At 45.1% G+C, this 20,882-nt stretch carries 19 protein-coding genes; 11 read left to right on the forward strand and 8 right to left on the reverse strand.

The annotated features are described in order from the left end of the window. Positions 1-315 precede the first annotated feature (315 nt). From FC652_RS13995 to FC652_RS14005, 3 genes are all read left to right on the forward strand, one after another. On the forward strand, positions 316-1,563 hold the full coding sequence (locus FC652_RS13995; RefSeq protein WP_176299078.1) for an outer membrane protein transport protein: 1,248 nt from the start codon (positions 316-318) through the stop codon (positions 1,561-1,563). 22 nt (positions 1,564-1,585) lie between these two features. Next, positions 1,586-4,057 carry a VolA/Pla-1 family phospholipase gene (locus FC652_RS14000; protein ID WP_176299079.1) on the forward strand — a complete coding sequence of 824 codons (2,472 nt, stop codon included), beginning with the start codon at positions 1,586-1,588 and terminating at the stop codon, positions 4,055-4,057. Between the two features lie 215 nt (positions 4,058-4,272). Next, on the forward strand, positions 4,273-4,830 hold the full coding sequence (locus FC652_RS14005) for a PhnA domain-containing protein (RefSeq protein WP_038941027.1): 558 nt from the start codon (positions 4,273-4,275) through the stop codon (positions 4,828-4,830). Positions 4,831-4,880: 50 nt separating this feature from the next. On the opposite strand, the gene FC652_RS14010 is transcribed toward FC652_RS14005, so the two are convergent. The 4 genes from FC652_RS14010 to FC652_RS14025 form a co-directional block, all read right to left on the reverse strand. After that, on the reverse strand, positions 4,881-5,246 hold the full coding sequence (locus FC652_RS14010; RefSeq protein ID WP_176299080.1) for a nuclear transport factor 2 family protein: 366 nt from the start codon (positions 5,244-5,246) through the stop codon (positions 4,881-4,883). Between the two features lie 32 nt (positions 5,247-5,278). Then, positions 5,279-6,487, reverse strand: a complete 1,209-nt coding sequence (locus FC652_RS14015; protein ID WP_176299081.1) for an arginase family protein — start codon at positions 6,485-6,487, stop codon at positions 5,279-5,281. Between the two features lie 187 nt (positions 6,488-6,674). Then, positions 6,675-7,571, reverse strand: a complete 897-nt coding sequence (locus FC652_RS14020; protein ID WP_060533899.1) for a DMT family transporter — start codon at positions 7,569-7,571, stop codon at positions 6,675-6,677. 92 nt (positions 7,572-7,663) lie between these two features. Next, the gene (locus FC652_RS14025; RefSeq protein WP_176299082.1) at positions 7,664-9,046 is read right to left on the reverse strand and encodes a sensor domain-containing diguanylate cyclase; all 1,383 of its coding nucleotides are present in this window, start codon (positions 9,044-9,046) and stop codon (positions 7,664-7,666) included. Between the two features lie 232 nt (positions 9,047-9,278). Here FC652_RS14025 and FC652_RS14030 point away from each other — a divergent pair, with 232 nt between their 5' ends. Then, positions 9,279-10,442, forward strand: coding sequence for a threonine/serine exporter ThrE family protein (locus FC652_RS14030; RefSeq protein ID WP_176299083.1), 1,164 nt, complete (start codon positions 9,279-9,281; stop codon positions 10,440-10,442). Positions 10,443-10,446: 4 nt separating this feature from the next. Here FC652_RS14030 and FC652_RS14035 read toward each other — a convergent pair whose 3' ends face one another. Beyond that, the gene (locus FC652_RS14035) at positions 10,447-10,680 is read right to left on the reverse strand and encodes an alternative ribosome-rescue factor A (protein ID WP_176299084.1); all 234 of its coding nucleotides are present in this window, start codon (positions 10,678-10,680) and stop codon (positions 10,447-10,449) included. Positions 10,681-11,131: 451 nt separating this feature from the next. On the opposite strand from FC652_RS14035, the gene FC652_RS14040 reads away from it, so the two are divergent. The 4 genes from FC652_RS14040 (at position 11,132) to FC652_RS14055 (ending at position 12,914) form a co-directional block, all read left to right on the forward strand. Next, on the forward strand, positions 11,132-11,341 hold the full coding sequence (locus FC652_RS14040; RefSeq protein ID WP_176299085.1) for a cold-shock protein: 210 nt from the start codon (positions 11,132-11,134) through the stop codon (positions 11,339-11,341). 73 nt (positions 11,342-11,414) lie between these two features. Then, on the forward strand, positions 11,415-11,954 hold the full coding sequence (locus FC652_RS14045) for a YaeQ family protein (RefSeq protein ID WP_176299086.1): 540 nt from the start codon (positions 11,415-11,417) through the stop codon (positions 11,952-11,954). Continuing rightward, positions 11,947-12,486: a hypothetical protein gene (locus FC652_RS14050; RefSeq protein WP_176299087.1), complete on the forward strand. Its 540-nt coding sequence runs from the start codon at positions 11,947-11,949 to the stop codon at positions 12,484-12,486. The genes FC652_RS14045 and FC652_RS14050 overlap by 8 nt, the downstream gene beginning before the upstream one ends. A gap of 68 nt (positions 12,487-12,554) precedes the next feature. Then, positions 12,555-12,914 (forward strand): glutathione S-transferase N-terminal domain-containing protein, encoded by a 360-nt coding sequence (locus tag FC652_RS14055; RefSeq protein WP_176299088.1) that lies wholly within the window; start codon positions 12,555-12,557, stop codon positions 12,912-12,914. A gap of 88 nt (positions 12,915-13,002) precedes the next feature. On the opposite strand, the gene FC652_RS14060 is transcribed toward FC652_RS14055, so the two are convergent. Next, complete coding sequence (locus FC652_RS14060) at positions 13,003-13,599, reverse strand: OmpA family protein (RefSeq protein ID WP_176299089.1); 597 nt, start codon at positions 13,597-13,599, stop codon at positions 13,003-13,005. Between the two features lie 214 nt (positions 13,600-13,813). On the opposite strand from FC652_RS14060, the gene FC652_RS14065 reads away from it, so the two are divergent. Together FC652_RS14065 and FC652_RS14070 are read left to right on the forward strand one after the other, a co-directional pair. Next, positions 13,814-14,440, forward strand: a complete 627-nt coding sequence (locus FC652_RS14065) for a thiol:disulfide interchange protein DsbA/DsbL (protein WP_176299090.1) — start codon at positions 13,814-13,816, stop codon at positions 14,438-14,440. 17 nt (positions 14,441-14,457) lie between these two features. Continuing rightward, positions 14,458-14,931 carry an FKBP-type peptidyl-prolyl cis-trans isomerase gene (locus tag FC652_RS14070; RefSeq protein ID WP_176299091.1) on the forward strand — a complete coding sequence of 158 codons (474 nt, stop codon included), beginning with the start codon at positions 14,458-14,460 and terminating at the stop codon, positions 14,929-14,931. A gap of 64 nt (positions 14,932-14,995) precedes the next feature. Here the strand turns inward: FC652_RS14070 and FC652_RS14075 are convergent, their stop codons facing one another. After that, positions 14,996-15,598 carry a beta-phosphoglucomutase family hydrolase gene (locus FC652_RS14075; protein ID WP_176299092.1) on the reverse strand — a complete coding sequence of 201 codons (603 nt, stop codon included), beginning with the start codon at positions 15,596-15,598 and terminating at the stop codon, positions 14,996-14,998. A gap of 282 nt (positions 15,599-15,880) precedes the next feature. Between FC652_RS14075 and FC652_RS14080 the strand changes: the two genes are divergently transcribed. Then, the gene (locus FC652_RS14080; RefSeq protein WP_176299093.1) at positions 15,881-17,653 is read left to right on the forward strand and encodes a methyl-accepting chemotaxis protein; all 1,773 of its coding nucleotides are present in this window, start codon (positions 15,881-15,883) and stop codon (positions 17,651-17,653) included. 76 nt (positions 17,654-17,729) lie between these two features. Here the strand turns inward: FC652_RS14080 and vmeZ are convergent, their stop codons facing one another. Next, complete coding sequence (vmeZ, locus tag FC652_RS14085) at positions 17,730-20,882, reverse strand: multidrug efflux RND transporter permease subunit VmeZ (protein WP_176299094.1); 3,153 nt, start codon at positions 20,880-20,882, stop codon at positions 17,730-17,732.

Below are 20,882 nucleotides of genomic sequence, written 5' to 3' on the forward strand. Positions count from 1 at the left end.
AAAGATCCCTTCTTCTGAACAGCGCACAATTTGAACAGATAGCACGCTATTTCCCCATCAAATAATCAAAATATTTCTGGTCAAACCATTCATTGAGTAAATATCTCCATAATACATCGCCTTAGAGATACTGACTTGATCCATGCATCAAATTTACTGTTTAAAAAGCACACTGACTTTGACACCTTTGCTTACATTAAATTAACATTCATGTTACATAATAGAATTAATACTCAACTCGATAAGTTGAGTTTCATAACAAACAACAATTACAAGGACATCTGTCCACAATCACACACCCTAGGAGGGTCAAGGATGAACAAGAAGAACTGCTCTCTGCTGACGATATCGATATTGTTTGCCTGCCATGCTAATGGCGCTGGTTTCCAAGTTGCGGAACATTCAGCGTCTGGTCTTGGTCGAGCGTTTTCCGGTGAAGGGGCTGTTGCTGACAACGCTTCGGTACTGGCGAGAAACCCAGCTGCGATGACACTATTTGAAAACGCACAGTTTTCTGGTGCTCTGTCTATCGTTGATCCAGAGGTCAATGTTTACGATAAAACGAATGGCGAACAATCTGATGACGTTGCGCCTTTGCAACTTGTTCCTGCGGCCTATTACATCAGCCCTATCAATGAGAAGTGGGCATGGGGTATTGGTATGTTTACTAACTACGGTGTGGCGACTGACTACCCAAACGACATTTCGGCTGGCGACATGGCTGGTGATACGGCGTTAGTTTCAGTGGGGATTAACCCCAATATCGCCTATCGCGTTAACGAAGCGTTGAGCGTAGGTGCGGGTGTGAATTTTGTTTATGCACACGCAGAGTTGACTCGTCACAAGGGTTCTCTTGCACCTCTGTTTGGATCGACTGATAAATCTGAAAACCTGATCGGCATGACTGGCACGACCTTTGGTTACGGCTGGAATGTCGGCGCACTCTACGAACTCAGTGAAAAAACACGCTTTGGTTTGGGTTATCGTTCCAAAGTCGATCTGGATTTCGATGATGGTGAATTCAGCAGCTACGATTCAGGCATCGCCACAGCCCCTAAAGTCGATGGCCGTCTACAGATCAGCCTACCTTCCATCATTGAAGTCTCGGCATACCATGAATTTAACGAGCAATGGGCGATGCACGCCGGTTGGCAACAAACCGAATGGAGCACATTCACCGAGCTAAAGGCAACGTCTCCACAGTGTAACGATGGTACCGCTGGTCAATGCTTCTATAAACCAGAGCATTACGAAAACAACAATCGTTATTCACTTGGTGCAACCTATCAAATGAACGAAAGCTGGACTCTTCGCGCAGGCTTAGCATTTGATGAACAAGCCGGTGAAGCAACCCTCAGCATTCCTGACAGCGACCGTTTCTGGTACAGCGCAGGCTTAACTTACTTGATGAGCGACAACATGACGATCGACGCGGGCTTTGCACTGGTTAAGAGCCGTTCTGGTTCATTCAAAGAAACCAACGCAGCAGATGCTGTGCTTGAGTTTGAAGCAGAAGGCACGGCCTATATCAGCGCGATTCAAATGAACTACACCTTTAAGTAATTAGGATTGATGGAGTATAACGATGAAACATACCTTTAAATTATCGCTACTATGTTCAGCAATCCTACTTGCGGGTTGTGGTGACAACACAGAAAGCTCAGGCACGACAGGTTCAGTGACTTTTGAACCAAGCGTTCAAAAATTGTTGGGGCGCGATGCGTCAATTAAGTTCGCCTTGAAAGGGACATCTGCGGCGGTACCGCTACCCTCTTTCTTGCTGTTTGATACCAATGATCACACCTTGAATATCCCAATTAGTGCGGGTTCTTCTAAAGGCTTGGATAACCCTCAAGTTGCAATGGGCGAGTCGGATGGTTGGAGTACCATTATGCCCTTCAGCATCAACCTCAATTTTTCTGAAGGAGTGACACTATTACGTGACTTCGATTCGATGAACCCCGTTAGCCAAAATCTGAATGATGGTGTTCTTGTGGCTAAGGTTGATGTCGATCTTGCGACTGGAGCAATGAGCAATTTCACGGCCCTAACCCCAGGTGTTGATTTTCTTGCGGTCACAACCGATCTGAAGAGCATTAACGTTGTTCCTCTAAAAGGTTTGGATCCTGCATCAAACTACATTTATGCGCTGACCGAGTCGATTAAAGACAGTAACAACAATTCCCTAGGAACCTCCAGCTCCTATGCAAGCTTGAAGAGTTCAACGGCTCAGTCTGGTCTGTTGGCGACACCGCAAAAAATTATCTGGAATATTGAAAAAACCTTCGAAGATAATGCACAAGTCACCAACAAAGATGAAATTGTCTACTCTTCTTGGTTTACGACTGCGTCAGCAGGCAATGTAATGCAGGGAACAAAAGCAGCGATAGCTGCCTCAGTGAATCCTGCTGTTAAGCCGGCTGGTGTTTGGAAAGGCACCGCGAACCCAAACAACCTCTCAGTTGACGATCTCAACTCGCTTTACAGCATTGATGCAGACGATGTCGGTGCCGATTTCGGCACAGCAGTCACTAATGATCCACTCTTCAAAACGGCATTTGGTGACGAGCAGGCAAGTGCGTTAAAAGCCAGTTACGAGACGTTAGCAGCGGCCGCACCGACACTCGATTCCATTCAAGTGTTTCGTGGTACAGTCAAACTGCCCTACTTCCTGAGTGATCAAGTTGATGGTAAAGAATGGAAGACGCTTCCTTGGCGTAGCGGTATGCCAAGTGTATTTAAGATTCTAAAGACCTTGAGTTCAGGCTCTGACGCAGATAAGGCTGAAATCATCCGTCAGTTAAGCGATTTAGGTTTTACTGTTCTCCCAGATCAGCTTTACTCCGCGCAACACCAAGCGCTGCTTGTGGGAGCGAAACTGACATTAGCCGATGGTACTCAGCTTGACGCCGATCGAATTATGACCAGATACAGTGCAGTACCACAGATCCGTGCTGTCAAAGAAGTGCCTTTCATCATGTTTGTTCCTAAGGGAGCTGGCGCAGATAATGTACCACTACTGCAATACCAGCACGGAATCACCAACCTGAAGGAAAGTGCTTATGCATTAGCACTGAGCCACATCAGTACCGCGATTCAAACGGGCAAAACCCCGTATGCATTAATCGCTATCGATCAGCCATTGCATGGTCAACGTGCTTTGTCCGATGGAACCGTAACGACGCCCCAGACACCGACTGTCTTTATGAATCTTGAATACTTGCCAGTGGCAAGAGACAACATTCGTCAAGGCGCAATAGACGGTTTAGGACTGAGATACGCACTCAATTACGTAAATCCAACAGAAGTCGCTTTCCAGACAGTCAATCAGGCGGATGTTTCTCTGATTGGTCATTCTATCGGTGGCATTACTGGCATCAGTAGCTATGCTGTTGCGAATACCTCGATCAATCCAGCGATTGATCCGATGTTTGCTTACCAGACAGCAACATTAGCCAATCCAGGTGGCGGTATTGCACCATTTTTGTTTGAGTCTGGTTCATTTTCACCAATCATCAAGCACAGCATCACTGCGGCGGCAATTCCAAGTTACTTAAATTACTACGCGAATACATGTCCGACCAAAGACGATCCTGGCACTTGTTTCAACAACTTCTACAGCGCGGCGGATGCCGAAACGAAAAGTGAAATCGATAGTACATTGACCTCATTTACATACGCTGCGCAGACCGTATTGGACAACGTTGACCCATTCAATATGGCTTCTCAAGTGAGCGGCTCTTTGTTGGGCATTCAATCCAATGGCGATGCGACCATTCCCAATAAAGTGTCGAAAATTCCGACCGCAGGCACAGAGCCATTGTTTAAGAAACTAGGATTAGCAAATACAGCGACTGATGCCTCTGGTCCGCGTGTTGCTTCATACTTTGATGCATCATCTAACGCAGCCCACTCTACGGTGATTGCACCCGGATCGGCTGACGAAACTGCAGCTCACGGTGAAATGAGTTCACAAATCGTTCAGTTTACGCTCACCAAAGGCAACAGTGACGGTTCATTAGCAGTCAACGCAGGGTGGTTGGACGCAAGCAAATAATTCAACAATAACCCGGTTAAGTTAGTGCCCAGTGTTTCTATAACACTGGGCATTTTATTAGATGTTATATATCTCGGACGTTCATGGCTTAAATTGAATCTTCCATTTGGGTTAGATTATTGTAAAACCCCCACTTTAATTGGCGAAGACCCTTTTAATTCTCAGGATAAAGTGGATAATACCGCCTCAAGTTAATACTACTAAGGTGAGTTCTTATGTCTATCGAAGCAACTCTGCTGGATCGTTGCCAGTCTAAATGTGAATTGTGTTCTTCTGAATCTTCGCTTACTGCTTATGCAGTGCCGCCTCACGGTCACGTGACCGTTGACACAGCTATCATGGTTTGTGACAAGTGCCTAGGTGAAATCGATGAGCCAAAAGACATTAATCACTGGCGCTGCCTTACTGACAGCATGTGGAGCCAGGTTCCTGCGGTACAAGTGACTGCATGGCGCCAATTGACTCGCCTAAACTCTGAAAGCTGGGCTTTAGACGCTCTTGACATGATGTACATGGAAGAAGAGATCAAGACTTGGGCTATGAAAGGAATGTCTGCGGACGACAAAACCGTTGACTGTAACGGCGCTGAACTGAAAAAAGGCGACGATGTTACGGTTATCAAAGATCTGCCAATCAAAGGCACTAACCAAGTTATCAAACAAGGTACCGTTATCCGTGGCATTAGCCTAAGTGACGATCCTAAATTGGTTTCTGGTAAAGTGAATGGCGGCCAATCTATGTACGTTATCGCGGAATACTGCCGTAAAAAGTAATGTCTCGCTAACGCTAAATGATCTTGGGTGTTCGAATGAACACCCATTTTTTATCCCATGAACGCGACGCGTTTAATCAGTCCATTTTCCACTTCATAAGCGGCCACCACCTTAATGCTGCGGTTTATTTCCCGACTTGCCAAATCTGAAGATTCCGCCAACTCATGGTCGACCAAATATTGCTCATGAACGATACGTTTTAACGAGGTCGCACGTAAATACGTTAACCCGCCAAACTTCTCGCCATAACGTTTGATCAAGGTCTCCCTACCCGAATAAAGCAACCCTTTTGAAAAATGGGCAATTTCAACCTCTGGGTGATACGTGGCTGCAAAGGCCTCAATATCACGGCGGTTGTATGCTTCGAGTTGTCGCTCAACAATATCAATGGTTTGCTGTTCTTGCTCTGTGTACATTTGTTGTCCTTTCCAACGTTATCATTGTGTCGCTACTGCCTAAAACCCCAAACACTGTCGATCAATTTAATCATCAGTTCTTTTGATACCCCTGAGTCATCCAGCTCAGGCAGATATTCAACAAAGTCCGCTCCAACAAATTTTGGGTGGGCCGCTACAGCTCTCACCAGATACAACGCTTCTCGCGCTGACAACCCACCGACATTCGGTGTGGCACAAGCACGAAATTGCGCGCCATCCAACGCATCATAATCAAAACTCAAGTAGATGTGGTCATAATGACGATCAAGATGAGTCAGCAGTGTATCGATGATGGTGTGGATACCCTTCTGCTCAATCATATCCATAGAATAATGGGAGATTTGCCATTGGGTCATCAATTGTTGTTCCGCTGGCATTAAATCCCTTACACCAATCAAGTAAACATCGCTGGGCGACAAGGTGGATGATGTTTCGATCTGCCAGCCATTATGTGGATATTCGTTCATCAGCAGCGCGATGGGCTTACCATGAAGATTACTCGCCAACTGGTTGTTGCAATCTGCATGTGCATCAACCCAGATCACCGCAACTCGCTTCTCTTGTTGGTGTTGATAGTAATTGAGCGTGGCCTGTACCGTGCCGACCGCAATCGAGTGATCGCCGCCAATCGTAATCGGTACTCGACCCTGCTGATAGCTTTTAAGCAGCTTCTGTTGTAACTCGCTGCTATAAAAAGCCAAGGCTTGCTCTTTGTTATTGGATGCCAACATATTGAGTACATCGGAAGAAGCGACAACATCCCCGCAATCGTTGATATCCGCATCCCAGCGATCATTGCGAATCGCCATCCACTGAGATAAGCCTAGCCCTGTTTTGTCATCAAACTGGCGAAATTGCTCGACAGGGTTCTGATTGGTAACGTAACAACCAAGCTGATTGAATGGCGCACCAATGATGTCGTAGCGACGTGCCCTTGGTGTAACTTGAGTTTGGTAAGACACTTGATAACAACGTTTTGCCGAACGTGTAATTTCGGCCCAAGCAGAAATGGCTGTGCGTCGTTGATGCTCATCGAAAGCAAACTGACAGGTGAATGTTTCCTCGACGTGAAACAAGCAAGGATTGACAGGATCTTGGCTTACACTAAACGTTAAGCAGCCCGGTTCCTTGCGTGTGAGTTCCATGTGTAGAGGCAGTGCCTGTATCACCTTCTCTAGCTCGGCTTTGTCAACAATTATGTGACCCTGTAATGAAATCATTCTCCACCCTGTTCTTTCACCATGCTGCAACAGACTGAATTAGTAGCACATTCCCCAACAGAGTCGATAAGAACCTACTCTCAAAGAAGAACAATGAGAGTCAGATCCACCTAACCCAACGCGTTTAAAACACAGTGCTACAAAATGGCAGATCTGGCTGTCGCATTCTTCTTTTCTCCTCAAGTAGCTAGCGATTTGCCAGCCACTTGGATTTTGGCCCAAATACGTTGATCAAAGCACCTGTTACGATCAATGAACCACCCAACAACGTCCAGATTGAGGGAACTTCATTAAACAGTACGACGCCTAACAAAGCGGAAAAAACGATCTGTACGTAAGAATAAGCAGAGGCATTACCCGCCGTTTGGGTTTGCATCGCTTTGGTAAGACCAAACTGGCCAATTTGAGTGAAGATACCCACCAAAATCAGTATCAAAATCAGAGTAATATCGGGCACAACAAAGTCGTCACCAATGAGCATGGCTGACACTGGCAGTGCGACTAAAGGAAAATAGAAAATGATAACAGAGCTGTCTTCTGTGCGACTCAGTTTCCTAACAATCACGTAGGCAATCGAACTGCCAAACGCCCCCAATAGCGCAATACCCACACTCAACATCGGTAACTCACCGACACCCGATGCATCAAAGCTTGGGTAAACCATGGTGAAAACCCCTAATAAGCAAAGCGTGATACACGCAAGGGTTGCAGGCTGTACACGCTCCTTCAAAAAGAGTACCGCCAGTAACGCAGTGAAAACGGGGTGTACGTACTGAAGAATGGTCGCTTCCGCCAAAGGTAATGCCGTTACGGCATAGTAGACACACATCAAAGCGAGCGTTCCGACCGCCCCGCGAGCAAACAACCAGCGTTTGTTGTTCCCCCAAACTGATATCCCTTTTCGTTTGACATCCAGATAGCTGATGATTAGTGAAACCAAAGCTCGGGCCGCGACAATTTCAAACAAAGGAATACCGTGCACACTCACGTACTTAACACTGGCAGACATTAGAGCGAAGCCCAAAGCCGATAGAATCATGTAGCGGACGCCAAGGGGAAACGCTGACTTCAAATTCGATAACATAGGAAAACTGATGTGGGAGAAAACAGAGTAAATGCACTCTATCACAAAGTTTCAAACGCGGCAGCGATTCTCGACTGACACAGATGTCGTGTCTACTGACAATGTTTATTGGGGATTTTTGCCGCACATGCTTGGTTCTTTCCTGAATTTTTAGCTTGATACATTAGCTTATCCGCCATACCTAAATCGACAGAGCCTTTCAGCTCAGGGTAATACGCACAGCCTAAGCTAATGGTAACTGCAGCAGAAAAATCGTCAAACACCAACATAGCTACTCTCTGGCAAATTTTTTCCGCCAACGATTGAGCTTCCGAGAAGCTGAGTTTACAAACAACAACCGCAAACTCTTCACCTCCGACACGAGCATAAAGCGCACCTTGAGGCAAGATATCAAGCAAACCTTGAGCGACGCCATGAATCACCACATCACCGGCAGCGTGACCGTAATTATCATTAATGCTTTTAAAGTCATCAATATCAAAAACCAACACTGACACTGAGGAATCACTCGGTTGTAACTGTTGTAACTGGTTCATGAAATGGCGCCGATTGCTGATTTTTGTCAAATAATCTTGCTGAGATAAAGACAAGAGATTTTGATTTGCCACTTCTAGCTCATAGGTTCGTGATTTTACAGTTTTCTTTAAAACAACAATGTACGCGACTGAGAAAAGAATAAATGCGCCAACTATGCTAGGAAGAAGATATTTTGGATAAACCGTCTGTATACTGATCCAGCTATTAATGGTGCGTTCAATATCTTCCTGACCAACAACTTTAAAGCCTCTATTCACGCTTGTTAATAGTGAACTCCCTTCGGCAACAGCGGGGCGAATATCACCAGAATACAAGAACAAAACGGGAATGAAGGTCACTGAGCGAGCTGTGGTGTACATATAGAAATTGGCCACTTGCAGATCAGCGACAAACGCATCAATCTCTTCTCGAAAAGCGGCTTCCATCATCAAACGATTATTTTTAAAGCGAGCTAACGACAACTGAGGAAAATGAGTTTCTACATAATGTTCTTCATACCCTCCTTCTACCACCCCAACACTTCGAGTCTCTGCACCGGACAAAAATGCGTTTAAATCTGTGGTGATGATACGTTGGCTCAAATAAAGTTGGGTATTAATCGTCATTATCGAATCTGCGAAGTCAAAACGTTTTTCCCTAGGCTCTGACCACAACATCCCTGCATGCACGTCTGCACGGCCGTCCTCGACCGCTTTCAGCGAGTCGGCCCAATCCAATAAAACAAACTCTATTTCAAGGCCATTTTTTTCGCCATAAAGCTGCCATAAATCAACCAAAATCCCTCTTGGCTTTCCATCTTCTGCGATGTATGAAAAAGGCTTCCACGCTTTAGAGTTTGCGACTTTAAGCCTGTTCGACTCTTTCTCCAACGCGTAACTCGGATTGTGAGCAAGCAACAAAAAGCCAATAATCAAAAGCCGCAAAACACGTAAATTCATCTTGTTAGATCTGCCTTTCGCTGTAGAAAAATGTATAACCACTATAAGAGTTTACTTCTAATTTAAGCATTCATTTTCTTTTTGTTGAGAACACAGTGAAAAATGTGTTTTGGGTTGTTTCAACCATAGCGACATTGATCATTTATTTTGTACCAAAATCGAGTTTAAGATCTCGCTTCCTGTTAACGTCTCTGCTACTTTATGGCCACTTTTTCTGGCCTTAGAAATTAACATGTCCTCGCAGTATCGAATTAAAAAAATCGTTGAGATTGGCGACACCCTCCATCGCAGTGGATGCGCTCCCTACAAAGTAGAAAAATACGCACAATATTATGCGCAAAAGCATGGGATTGAGGTGATGATCCAAGCAACACCGACCGCGATCAACTATCAATTTTCAGATGACAACAATACCGTTGTCATGAAACGCCTAAAACCTGCGTCCATTAATCTAAGCTTGTTAGCCAACACCATTATCCGTATCAATCAGCCGAGCAATGAACCCGTCCCTGAGCCAGTCGGCTATTCCAAATGGGTGATTGCGATGGCGAACATGGGCATTCCTCCAGCATATCTGATGTTGGTGGGTAGCACATTGGAAGCGGTTGGTTTTGCTTTTATTCTTGGCTTGCTTGTTTGGTTATGCCAGCAGGTGTTTCACTCGCGTCGAGCGATTGCAGTGGAATTTTTTTCATCGCTCATCACTGGTATCTTTGTCGCCTATCTTGCCAACACCGGACTGCCGATACCCGTTTGGGCGTTGTGCGTGGCTGCCGTAATTCTCTTCGTACCGGGGCTATCTATTGCTAACTCACTAGAGTGTCTAGCGTTTAACGATTTAATCTCCGGCACTAGTTTGCTCGGGCAAAGTGCACTCACACTGATCAAACTGTTCGTCGGGATAGTGATGGGACTGAACATCGGTGAAGCCATTTGGGGGCAAGCCGCATCGATTTCCTATACCAACGAAGTGCCCATGTGGATGCACATCTTTGGGCTATTTTTGCTCTCGATCTCACTTGGTATTCTGTTTAACGCACGACCTCTTGATATTGTGCTCGGTTTACCAGTGGCGATGCTGGGGATGTGGGGACCATTCTACTTAGGCTTTGAAAGTGGTTGGGTTGTCGGAACGTGGGTAACAACCGTGTTGATTACTTTGTACGGGACTTGGCTAGCGAAAAAAATGGAGCTCACTGGCTCTATCTATATTGTGCAAGGCATTATTATTTTGGTACCCGGCAGCCGAGTGTTGATCAGCGCGAGCCAATCGGTGTTTGAGCAATCCATACTACCGATTCCGAGTATTGGCCTTTCCGCGCTCTTTATGTTTTCAGCCATCGTTGCCGGACAAATTACCGCTTACGCCATTTACTCGCCAAAAATTGAACACTAAACATCTATAAAGAAAGAGCCCTATTCAAAAGTGATACTCTTATCATCTTTGAATAGGGCTCTTTACCACTATGCTTTGCTTTTCTTTGGAAACTTCCTTTTCCTTTTTTCGCTTTAACCACTCTGGTTCTAAACAGCTGGCTGGTCACTACCGCTTTTAATGCGTTATCTTTAATCACTCCTCGCCCAAATTCAGTCTTTTCACTGAACTGCGGGAGGCGTTCACTTTGCTTAGTCATGGTTACCTCAGTTTTTTGATTAAACGTTTATAAAAACGTCGCTATTGAAAGGCAAAGTAAGTGCGCTGTCAATGGTTCATAAAGGAATTCTTGCTCTTGATTTCTGCAGATACTGGACCGACAAGCTAGCATCAAATTTAGAAAAAACGTCCTAAATATGTCCATCTAAGTAACAAGTCTCGATTTCGGGTTCTCTTATTCTGGAAAAAGACTAAATAATTGGAAACAAAAGAGTGATTCGCTACAAAGATTCAAACTTTCCCTCAAGCGATCCGTTGACTCCTGCAACCGATCTCCTAGACTCTTGCTTGGTTGGAAATAAAGCCTTTGTTTTACGCATTTGCCGGATTACTTGACATTCTCGGCTTGTGCGATACAAAACGTTTAATTTCTCCATGTAATAGAGTCGCTAACTCGACTCAATAGAATTTATAGAAGATAGGATTTACACATGTCTAACACAGTAACCGGCACCGTAAAATGGTTTAACGAAACTAAAGGTTTTGGCTTCATCAAGCAAGAAAACGGCCCGGACGTTTTTGCACACTTCTCTGCAATCAAAAGTGACGGTTTCCGTACACTAGCTGAAGGACAGAAAGTTTCTTTCGTTGTCTCTCAAGGTCAAAAAGGTCCTCAGGCAGAAGAGATCACAGTGCTTTAATTAGACTGGACATTTTTACGGTAGCCAGCCATAGTGCTGGCTATTTTTATGGCTCAAAAGCACGATTTCGACTATGGCACTTAAACCAACCATCTATAAATTTCGTATTAACCTCACCGATATGAATCGCGATCACTTTGAGACGATTTCATTGACCACAGCCCTTCACCCCTCAGAAAAAGTAGACCGCTTAGCCGCAAGATTGCTGGCATTTTGCCTCCATGCAGAAGAAGGATTAACCTTTACCAAAGGGCTATCCACCATCGAAGAGCCCGATATTTGGAAAAAGCAACTCGACGACAGCATTGCTATTTGGATTGATGTCGGTGAACCAGAGGCGGACCGTATCAAGAAAGCCGCACGTCAAGCTAAACAAGTGTCGGTTTACAGTTTTAACGCTAAGTCTTCCGTCTGGTGGGAAAAAAATAAAGGTAAGTACCAACAATTGAAAGCGTCAGTTTTCCAATTTTCACCAGAAGCCATTGAGCAATTGGCAGATAAACTGCAGCGCGGTAGCTCACTGTCAGTGATGATCAGCGGCAACTCATTATTTATCGATGGTGAAAATTTCCATCAGCAAGTCGATTGGGAAATACTGCAGCACCATGAGTGAAATAAAGCAAGCTCTGACTGAACTAGGCGCTTGTACGCTTGAGTATGTTGAACAAAATTCAGACACCCTGCACCGTTTTTGCGACGCGCAAAATGCCCTATTTATGCGCGTTCGTGAGAATAAGCCAGAGACCTCTGTCGCCCTACTTCTGCTTGGAGTACTCACTAAAGCACACATAGAAGCCCTAGCTCAATTTACGACCAACAAAGAAAGTCGCCACTCAATGCGCGACGTCTTTGATAAATCGGTCGGCGAAGCGTTCAGTGATAAATTTCATGATGTTGACTTGCATGATCTGTTGATGGTTTCCACGCTTTGGGCCTTTGTTCAGGGGCGCTTGAACATGGATTTTAGCCTTGCTAACGATCATGCGGCAGAAAGTGCGATGCAACTTGCTCCATTCCTCGGTACCACGCCTGACGTGGTGCGAACTGAACTGATGCACGCTTTTTATCAAGGAAAAACTCTTTTTCAACGCCACGATGCAAAGCTGACTCTTTGGCAACGTATCGTTAACGCCCTATTCTCATAACGACACAGGTTTGATAACAATCCAAAGCCTGATAGACTTTCCACTTTTTTTACTATGGAAAGTCTGTTATGCAATTCATTCGTTGGTTTTTAGGCAAAACTATCTTGTTGGTTAACGCTCTATTCTCTCCTAAAGGCGTGAAACGCTCTAAAGAAGCGCAGGCGTTGGTGGACAGTCAAGCCCAAAACCTAAGCTTATATCAATTTGAAGCCTGCCCTTTTTGTGTAAAAGTACGCAGAGCAATGAAGAGACAGTCTGTGAATGTGGAACTGCGAGACGCAAAAAATAACCTAATCCACCGACAAGAGCTAGAACAAGGTGGTGGCAGAATCAAGGTGCCGTGTTTAAGGATAGAGCAAGATGGGCAAACTCGTTGGATGTATGAGTCGAGCGATATCGTGGCGTACTTAGAGAAAACCTTCCCTTAATCGTTTTTCCCATAACGCATAATAAAAAAGGCACGTTAAGTGCCTTTTGCCATTTTTTCGTCTTATTTTGGCTTGTACTACAGCCGCGTTATTTGGTTACAATCAGCATCAGTTCGACACGGCGATTGCATTTTCGGCCGTTGATAGAGCTGTTACTGCAGGCAGGAAGATATTCGCCATATCCGCGCGTATAAACACGATGTTCGGGCACTCTCGACATCAAGAGTTGCTTTTTCACTTCACCCGCACGCTTTTCTGACAGAGTGTTATTAAAACCAGAGGTGCCTGTGCTGTCGGCATGCCCATCAATGACCACATCTACGTCATTACGACTGTTTAAATAGCTACCGAGCAATCCTATCCATCTTGCTGAAATGGGAGAGACTTCTGCGGAGCCCGTCTTAAAGTGGATGGTTTCCGTTAAATGGATCATCAAGTGATCCCCAGGCAACACTTGATATTCAATGGCATTTTGCTTGAGGAAATCTTGCAATGAATCAAAATTTTGTTTTGCTGGCATCACAGTTGGCGGTGCTACTGGCTCCTCTTTAGGCGTTTCTCCACCCCATTCAGGATAGATCAGTTCAGCTTCTGTTTTGGGAGCGGTATCGAGCATATTGGGGGGGACAATCAAATTACTGCAACCCGATAGCAAAACACATGCAAACAAAATACGTTTTTTCATCAGTTCAACCCAACACCTCAATTTGTCCTCTGAGTATAGTATCGACCAAAAGTAGAAATCTTTAGAAATTCTTTAGTTTAGCTATCTTACTTGTACAAAAGTACGCCGTTTACTTACATATTGTTTCAAAGTGCAAGTTATCCATAAATAGCGGTTTTCGAGCACAATGTTAGCCGCTAGAATGAGGTCTACTTACTATTACACTGAGTTGATTATGCTAAAACAAATTAAGCAAATCTCACTTCTTTTGCTGGCCGCGCTAGCGTTAACCGCTTGTAGTGACAGTAACCAACCCACTGAAGGCGTTCAGTACAAAACTTTGGCGAAATCTTTAACGAGTTATCAACTACCTGAGGTGACTGAAGTCTTCGCACTGACTTGTGGCCATTGTCGAACAATGGAAGGTGTTATTCCGCAGTTACAAGAACAAACGGGCAAAACGTTTGGCAAACTGCATGTTACCTTCAACGACAGCGCTCAAATCAGCGCCTTCATCTTCTACACCGCGGTGATGCAGCTAAATGACATCCCAGATCACGACTTTATGAATGAGCTTTTTGCCGCAGTCCAAATGGGGCCGGAAGTTTCTGGGGTTGAAAAACAGCAAGCGCTCGAAGCCGCTTTTGAAAAACGTGGTTTGGTTAGTCCATACCAACTTGAAAAAGCTCAGCAAGACAAAATGTTTGAGTTGTTCCAACACGCAGATGAGATTTCACAGGCCGCACAGATCAACTCAGTACCCACTTTTATCGTGAATGGAAAATATCAGGTGATCACATCAGGCCATCAAAACGCCGAAGACATTGGCAAGACCATTCAGTTTTTGCTTACTAAACCATAAACCTATAGGGGTATTTAGTGTCTAAATTAATTTTACCAATCATCATTTTTGTTCTTGCTGCATTTATGATTTATCGCACTTGGAACAACCACAAAGCCGCAGAAGTTAACTTCGAAAAAGGTCAAACATTCCTGCTGGAAAATAGTAAGCTAGATGGAGTCGTCACCACAGAAAGTGGGTTGCAATACCAAGTATTACAAAAAGGTCACGGCGAAAAACATCCAACGGCATCAAGCCGTGTGAAAGTGCATTATCATGGCATGCTGATAGACGGTACTGTTTTTGACAGCTCTGTTGAACGCGGAGAACCCATTTCCTTTAACCTCAACCAAGTGATCAAAGGCTGGCAAGAAGGCCTTCAGTACATGGTTGAAGGTGAAAAAGTTCGTTTGTTTATCCCAAGTTCGTTGGGTTATGGCAAAAGCGGTTCTGGTCCGATTCCGCCGGCAAGCGTATTGGTTTTTGATGTGGAACTGATCGAAATACAGTAGTTAGCCTAAGCCGAGCAATCAATATAAGTGCCACTTTTTGGAGTGGCACTTTTCGTTTCTATTTTCACTGTACGGGGTAGAATACTAACCCACCGTTTTCCACCATCACGCAGTCCATTCCTGCCGCATGAGCCGCTTGTTTTCCGAGCTCGGTATCTTCAAACACGACACATTCACTTGGTGCTAACGCTAACTTTTGCGCAGCCAACAGAAAAGTATCGGGGTATGGTTTGTGATTTTCGACATCAGTAGCGCTAACCACGGCATCCAACTTATCTAATAGATTCGCTTTACCCAATAAATGCATGGCACTGTCACGTTGACTGCCCGTGCCGACCGCCATTCTCTTTTTTCCTTGATAGCGTTCCAACACTTCATGGGTGCAATCGATGTTATCACCATGAAACTCCAGTTCAGCAAACGCCGACATTTTGAATTTTGATACCGCCATAGGAACGAGCGACAGGCCATATTTATCGTTGATCTCTGAAGCGATCTTAAAACTTGGCATCCCACCCATGCTGTGTATCCACGACGGCTCAAAGGGAAAACGAAAATGCTGTGCAGTTAGCTCCCACGCTTTCAAGTGCGCTGGCATCGTATCGATTAAGGTGCCATCCATGTCAAAAATAAATCCCGCATAGCGAGTTAGAAAATGTGTACTCATCAAGGTAACGTCTGTTTTTGTGAAATTGGGTAGTCAATTCTATACTTAAGCCAACAACCATAACAAAAGAAACATTCCACCAAACGCTCGGCTTATATGCGTTGGTGTTAGTGAAATATGCCACGGTGCGACCATCGATAAACTACTGGTTTAAAAAGATATTTATTAGGTAAAAAATCACAGCGAGTCACAAAATTTGTTAATAATAATTAAATCAATTGAAGTTGGATACTGTATAATCACGCAAAAATATATACTGCTTTCATATATAAGGTGTTCAGTATGACTATCAAGCAGAAACTCTATGCTCTGGGTTCAATTGCAATTTTAGGGATCATTACCCTTCTTTTTACTTCAAACCACTTTGTGGACAAATCGAATCAGTTACAACAAGCGATAAAACTGGTCAGTGACTTGGAAATTCGCCTACTCAACCTTCGTCGTAATGAAAAAGACTTCTTGTTACGTAGTGACGCGAAGTACTTAAGTTCCTTCGATAAAAATGTGGATGAATTCCTAACAACAGAAAAGCAGCTTGCGCGAATTTTAAGTAACAACAACTTACCTTCAAGTGCACAATTCAGGCAGGACCTTATACAGTATCAAAAAGGTTTCCAAAAACTTGTTGCTGCATCTCAAACGTTGGGTCTGAGTGATCAACAAGGCCTATTGGCTCAGTATTTTGTTGAATTGAACAAGGTGAAAGATAACGCTGATGCTGATCAGCTCTTAAAACTGATTGACTTCAACATTGCTACGTTACAAGGGGACATGCAACCAAACTTGCTCACTGGAATTAGTGACACCCAAGCGCTGACGAATTCAGCAAAACGAGTCGCCGATCAACACGTGCTGATTGGTGTTGCATACAACAAAGGCTTGCTTGGTGAAGTGCGTAATCTTTCTCACCAAGTAGAAGAAGGTTTCCATTCTTTTTCAAAAGCGCTTAATGAAGAAAACGTGTCGCAAGAAAAAGAGATGGTAGTGGTCAAGAACGTGATTACCTTTAGCTTATTGGCTGTGCTCATCATCGTCATCTTGCAGATTTCTCGCTCGATCAATAATCAAGTCCAAGTCCTATCAACAACGATTAAGTCTATTTGTGAAACCAACAACATCGGCTTACGCAGTCAGTTGAAAGGGAAAGATGAACTGGTGATGATTGGTCAGCACTTCAACACTTTGTTGGAAAAAATCGAGCAGTTGATCTTTAGCTCTCAAGAAAAATCCTCTCAGTTGACCCGTAGCACCAGCAATATGCATGATGAGCTAGAAGGTGTAATCGAACAGTTCCATGTCCAAGCCGACCACACCAATACCATGGCGACGTCTGTTCAAGAGATGGTCGCTACTATTGGTGAAATATCTGAAAGCACCAATATCGCGGTTGAAGGGGTACAGCAAGCTGCACGTAATGCTGAGTCTGGTCGCCATGTGGTGGAATCGACAGTGAAGAATATTGATCAACTGACAGCGATTCTTGCCAACAGTCAACAGTCTATCGGTTCACTTAACGGGCATGTTGAAAAAATTGGTGGCGCCGTGGTGATCATTCAAGGTATTGCAGAACAGACCAACTTACTCGCGCTTAACGCAGCGATCGAAGCCGCTCGCGCAGGAGAGCAAGGTCGTGGTTTTGCCGTGGTTGCAGACGAAGTTCGTGCACTGGCCAGCCGTACCCACCAATCGACAGAAGAAATAACCAAAGTGGTGTCTGCTATCCAGTCACAAATGGCTAAAGTGGTTGCAGATATCGACCAGTGTAATGAGCAAGGGCAAGACACTTTGCATGCCTCTGAGAAACTCGATTCGAGCCTCAGACAAATCATTTCAGATATGACGACTATTCAAGCGAACTCAGAACGCATTGCCTCTGCGATTGAAGAACAAGGCGTGGTGATGACCCAAGTCAGTGGCTCTATCACAGAGTTGAACACCATCTCTGAAAACAATATGCATTCTGCACAAGAGTGTTTAAAAGAAGTCGATTTAGTCTCCTCTCAAGCTCATTCGATGGATGTCGCAGTTGCACAGTTTAAAACTCGCAAACGCTAATATGTTTAACAATAAGAATGCCCCAGCTCTCTGGGGCATTTTTTTACTCACTTAGAACGCATCACGACCGCTCAAACTACTCATCATCGAGAGGAACGAGCTTTGTGCTTCCACCGTGAATTTTTTCTCTCTTACGCTGAACCATGGCGTAGAAGCCAGGTATGAGGAAGGTTCCTGCAAGCAGCACGCACAACAGCCCACCCACTAAGGATACACCTAAAGAGTTTTGGCTTACGTGACCTGCCCCTGATGCAAAAATCAGCGGGAAGATGCCTAAGATGAACGACCATGACGTCATGTTCACTGCGCGGAATCGTAACTTACCCCCTTCTACAGCAGCTTGATCAATCTCCACTTCTTTATCTTCACGCTCTTGTTTGGCAAATTCCACGATCAAAATCGCGTTCTTGGCCGCAAGTGCAATCAGCAACACTAGTCCTATCTGTGCGTAGAGGTTCAGTGGTGTTCCCGTCATGTTCAAGGCTAAGAATGAGCCTAAGGTTGCCACCGGTACAACAAGAATAATCGCTAACGGGATACTCCAACTTTCGTATTGAGCCACCATGAAAAGGTAGATAAAGATAAGCGCCAACGCAAATGCGTATATTGCTTGGTTGCCAGCTAGCACTTCTTGGTATGCCATTCCTGTCCATTCATAAGTGTAACCCTGAGGAAGCAAGTCAGAGGCGATACGCTCCATTGCGGCGATGGCATCACCACTGGAATAACCAGGTGCAGGTTGCCCTTGTATAATCGCGCTACGGTACATGTTGTAACGCCATGCGACATCGGGTTCAAACACTTGTTGATAACTCAGTAACGTACTGAGTGGGATCATCTCACCCGACGCGCTTCTCACATGGAAACGAGACAGATCTTCCATACTGCTGCGATGTTGGCTATCTGCTTGCATAGTTACACGGAAGTTTTTACCAAACATTGTGAAGTCGTTGACATACATAGACCCCAAGTTACCTTGTAGCGTTTGGAAAATCGACGACAGTGGGATCCCCAATTGTTGTGCTTTTTCACGGTCGATATCCACATAGTAATGTGGCACGTTCGCTCGGAATGTACTGAAGGTATAAGCAATTTCAGGCGCTTGATTCGCAGCTTGAATCATTTCACCCATGACCATCGCCAAGTCAGTACGACTTCGGCCCAAGGTGTCTTCCAGTACAAACTCAAATCCAGATGCCGCGCCCATTCCCGGCACTGCTGGCGGCCCCATGGCAAAAACGACCGCGTGTGGCAGCTCTGTCGCCGCTCGCCCATTTATGCGCTGAGCAATGGCATTGGCTGAGTGATTTCCGTCGAGTGCGTTTCTTTTTTCCCAGTCATGCAGTTTGATAAATATCGAAGCGCCATTGGATGCCGCGGCACCGGTCATAAACGAGAAGCCATTAGCAACCGTTACGCCATCAACTCCTGGCTCTTGCTCTACCATGTTCAACAGAGAATCCGTTACCTCTTGAGTACGCGACAACGATGCAGAGTCTGGGAGTTGGACGTTAACCAGCAAGATACCTTTGTCTTCTTGAGGCACAAAAGCCGTAGAAGTAGTTTTGGCAAAAAGTGCCACTGCGGCCACCGCCACCATGAAAAAGGCCACCAACAAAAGCGACTTTTTCACCAAATATCCTGCTATTTGCCCATATCTGTAAGTGACTCGCTCTAAGCCACGGTTGAAAGCTTTGAACCAGTTCGCGGTATTCTCACCGCCTTGTTTCAGCACTAACGAACAAAGTGCTGGCGCAAGCGTTAGGGCATTGATAGAAGAAATGACGACTGAGATACAAATGGTGAGAGCGAACTGGCGATACATAATTCCGGTAATCCCCGGCAACATCGCGACCGGCAAGAACACCGCCAAAAGAACCAGTGTTGACGTGATAATCGGTCCTGTCACCTCTTTCATCGCCATCAATGTCGCTTTGCGTGGCGAAATGGTAGGGTCTTTCGCCATCGTCGTATCGACATTTTCAATTACTAGAATCGCATCATCCACCACAATGCCGATTGCCAAAATCAAACCAAATAACGTCACGGTATTGATGGTAAAACCGGTTGCAAGCATCACGGCAAAGGTACCGATGAGCGAAACAGGGATCGCAACCACTGGAATTAAGGTCGCACGCGCACTACCTAAAAACAGGTAAGTGACGGCAATAACCAGCAAAATTGCTTCAATTAGCGTTTTAACGACGCCTTTGATTGACTCGGCGACAAACACAGTCGTGTCATAACTGGTTTCATAAGCCATTCCTTGAGGAAAGTTGGTACTTAAACGTTCGAGTAGATCCATTACCGCCTTGCCACTTTCCAATGCGTTGGCATCAGACTGTAACGACAGTGCGACAATCGATGCATCACGCCCACGGAACTTACCATTTCCATCGTAGAATTTTTTACCAAGCTCAACTCGCGCAACGTCTTTCAAATATACGCTTGAACCATCAGAATTCGCACGTAATACAACGTTTTCAAACTCACTAACACTCTCTAAGCGCCCTTTTGTGACTAGGTTGAACTGCACTTCTTGCGGGTTGTTGTACGGCGCAGCCCCCACGCGGCCAGCAGCCACTTGCACGTTTTGCTGGCTTAGGGCGGCATACACGTCTGATGTGGTCAGTTTCAGGGTGGCCATTTTCTCAGGGTCTAACCAAACACGCATTGCATATTCGCCACCACCAATCACATTCACTTCGCTGATGCCCGTCACGCGAGCGAGTTGATCTTTGACATTTAAGTTAATGTAGTTGATCAAAAACTGGTCATCATACTTGCCATCTGGCGAATAGAAGTTGAGTACCATCAGCAGATCTGGTGAGCGCTTTTTCACCGTTACACCGACCATACGTACTTCCTGAGGAAGTTTTGACTCAACCTGTGCAACTCGGTTTTGTACGTTCACCTGTGCCATATCTGGATCGGTACCGACATCAAAAGTCACATTGAGACTGTATGAACCATCATTGGCGCTTTTCGAGGACATATAGATCATGTTCTCAACACCATTCACCGATGTCTCTATCGGATCAGCAATCGCCTGTTCAACCACTTCAGCGCTTGCACCCGTATAATAAGCGGTGACACTCACTGAAGGTGGACTGATTTTTGGATACTCAGCGACGGGTAAAATCGCCAACGCGATTGCTCCGGCTAGTGTCAGGATGATTGAAATAACCAGCGCAAATTTGGGTCTCTGAATAAAGAAACGACTTAACAT

Source organism: Vibrio sp. 05-20-BW147 (assembly GCF_013369385.1).
In the GTDB taxonomy this organism is placed as follows: domain Bacteria; phylum Pseudomonadota; class Gammaproteobacteria; order Enterobacterales; family Vibrionaceae; genus Vibrio; species Vibrio floridensis.

What these genes read in the sequence shown, in the direction of transcription:
- FC652_RS13995 (WP_176299078.1), top strand. Translation starts at nt 316, where the DNA reads ATGAACAAGAAGAACTGCTCTCTGCTGACGATATCGATATTGTTTGCC.
- FC652_RS14000 (WP_176299079.1), top strand. Translation starts at nt 1,586, where the DNA reads ATGAAACATACCTTTAAATTATCGCTACTATGTTCAGCAATCCTACTT.
- FC652_RS14005 (WP_038941027.1), top strand. Translation starts at nt 4,273, where the DNA reads ATGTCTATCGAAGCAACTCTGCTGGATCGTTGCCAGTCTAAATGTGAA.
- FC652_RS14010 (WP_176299080.1), bottom strand. Translation starts at nt 5,246, where the DNA reads ATGTACACAGAGCAAGAACAGCAAACCATTGATATTGTTGAGCGACAA.
- FC652_RS14015 (WP_176299081.1), bottom strand. Translation starts at nt 6,487, where the DNA reads ATGATTTCATTACAGGGTCACATAATTGTTGACAAAGCCGAGCTAGAG.
- FC652_RS14020 (WP_060533899.1), bottom strand. Translation starts at nt 7,571, where the DNA reads ATGTTATCGAATTTGAAGTCAGCGTTTCCCCTTGGCGTCCGCTACATG.
- FC652_RS14025 (WP_176299082.1), bottom strand. Translation starts at nt 9,046, where the DNA reads ATGAATTTACGTGTTTTGCGGCTTTTGATTATTGGCTTTTTGTTGCTT.
- FC652_RS14030 (WP_176299083.1), top strand. Translation starts at nt 9,279, where the DNA reads ATGTCCTCGCAGTATCGAATTAAAAAAATCGTTGAGATTGGCGACACC.
- FC652_RS14035 (WP_176299084.1), bottom strand. Translation starts at nt 10,680, where the DNA reads ATGACTAAGCAAAGTGAACGCCTCCCGCAGTTCAGTGAAAAGACTGAA.
- FC652_RS14040 (WP_176299085.1), top strand. Translation starts at nt 11,132, where the DNA reads ATGTCTAACACAGTAACCGGCACCGTAAAATGGTTTAACGAAACTAAA.
- FC652_RS14045 (WP_176299086.1), top strand. Translation starts at nt 11,415, where the DNA reads ATGGCACTTAAACCAACCATCTATAAATTTCGTATTAACCTCACCGAT.
- FC652_RS14050 (WP_176299087.1), top strand. Translation starts at nt 11,947, where the DNA reads ATGAGTGAAATAAAGCAAGCTCTGACTGAACTAGGCGCTTGTACGCTT.
- FC652_RS14055 (WP_176299088.1), top strand. Translation starts at nt 12,555, where the DNA reads ATGCAATTCATTCGTTGGTTTTTAGGCAAAACTATCTTGTTGGTTAAC.
- FC652_RS14060 (WP_176299089.1), bottom strand. Translation starts at nt 13,599, where the DNA reads ATGAAAAAACGTATTTTGTTTGCATGTGTTTTGCTATCGGGTTGCAGT.
- FC652_RS14065 (WP_176299090.1), top strand. Translation starts at nt 13,814, where the DNA reads ATGCTAAAACAAATTAAGCAAATCTCACTTCTTTTGCTGGCCGCGCTA.
- FC652_RS14075 (WP_176299092.1), bottom strand. Translation starts at nt 15,598, where the DNA reads ATGAGTACACATTTTCTAACTCGCTATGCGGGATTTATTTTTGACATG.
- FC652_RS14080 (WP_176299093.1), top strand. Translation starts at nt 15,881, where the DNA reads ATGACTATCAAGCAGAAACTCTATGCTCTGGGTTCAATTGCAATTTTA.
- vmeZ (WP_176299094.1), bottom strand. Translation starts at nt 20,882, where the DNA reads ATGTTAAGTCGTTTCTTTATTCAGAGACCCAAATTTGCGCTGGTTATT.